1 protein-coding gene and 1 tRNA gene are annotated in these 1,123 nt (G+C 69.9%); both read left to right on the top strand.

All coding sequences use genetic code 11. The annotated features are described in order from the left end of the window. The first annotated feature begins 24 nt into the window (after positions 1–24). Positions 25–98: transfer RNA gene (locus ABZ281_RS50230), tRNA-Met, on the top strand. Positions 99–332: 234 nt separating this feature from the next. After that, a partial coding sequence (locus ABZ281_RS50225) for a tetratricopeptide repeat protein (RefSeq protein WP_356665606.1) occupies positions 333–1,123 on the top strand: 791 nt, incomplete at its 3' end.

The following is a 1,123-nucleotide window of genomic DNA, read 5'->3' as shown; positions in this document are numbered from 1 at the left end:
GTGATACGGTTGTGAACACAACGGCGCGGGGTGGAGCAGCTCGGTAGCTCGCTGGGCTCATAACCCAGAGGTCGCAGGTTCAAATCCTGTCCCCGCTACTGAAGTCGCGATGTCCAAGCGGCAAAGCGACACCGAAGGCCCGGATTCCACAAAGGAATCCGGGCCTTCGTGATGTGTGAACGCATGTGCTGGCACCGGCTGTGGCCGCGCTGCCAGGGGGAGTTGGGCAATCTGTGTTTGACTTGTCTCCCTGTGGGCATGTCGACAAAACGCTGAAGTGACCTCACTGGCTGCGGTATACGAGGTGTACCCAGGTTGCAGGTGGTGCGACGATGGACGTTATGGGGGACAAGGCAACTCTGTTCGAGACAGGGCGTTTTGTGCAGCCTTCCAGCCTGGAGGACACCGAGACCCCGGACGAGACCGGGGAGATCGCCGACGAGGCGGCCGAGGAGCTGCGTCAGCGGCTGGCCGCCGAGGCCGGCGACGTCGAAGCGATGAGTGTCCTCGGGGCCATGCTGCTGCGCCGTGGCGATCTCGACGGTGCCGAGCCTCATCTGCGTGCCGCCACCGCCGCGGGCGACCGGGCGGCCGCGAACAACCTGGGAGTCCTCCTTCACCAGCGGGGGTACGCCGACGAGGCCGCCGGATGGTGGCGGATCGCCGCCGTCGCCGGATCCACGGCGGCCGCGCACGCCCTCGGCCGGCACCACCGCGAGCGCGGTGACGAACCCGCCGCCGAGTACTGGCTGCGCCAGTCCGCCGAGCAGGGGCACACGCTGGGCGCCTATGCGCTCGCCGACCTGCTGGAGCACCGCGGGGACGGCGTGGCCGAGCAGTGGATGCGGGTCGCGGCCGAGCGCGGTCACCGGGAGGCGGCGTACCGGCTGGCGCGGTCGCTGGACCGGAAGGCGGCGCGGGAAGCCGACGGTGACAACGGTGTCCAGGCGCCCCAGGATGCCGAGCAGTGGTACCGGCAGGCCGCCGCTCGCGGCCACCGGCGGGCCGCGCTGCACCTCGGAACGATCCTGGAGAGGCGCGGCGAGCTCAAGGAGGCCGGACGCTGGTACCTGACGTCCGCCAAGGACGGTGAGGCGCGGGCCGCCTGCGCCCTCGGCTTCCT

It is taken from the genome of Streptomyces sp. NPDC006265, from assembly GCF_040613555.1.
Taxonomy (GTDB): domain Bacteria; phylum Actinomycetota; class Actinomycetes; order Streptomycetales; family Streptomycetaceae; genus Streptomyces.
This window is presented reverse-complemented; position numbering and strand designations above follow the sequence as displayed.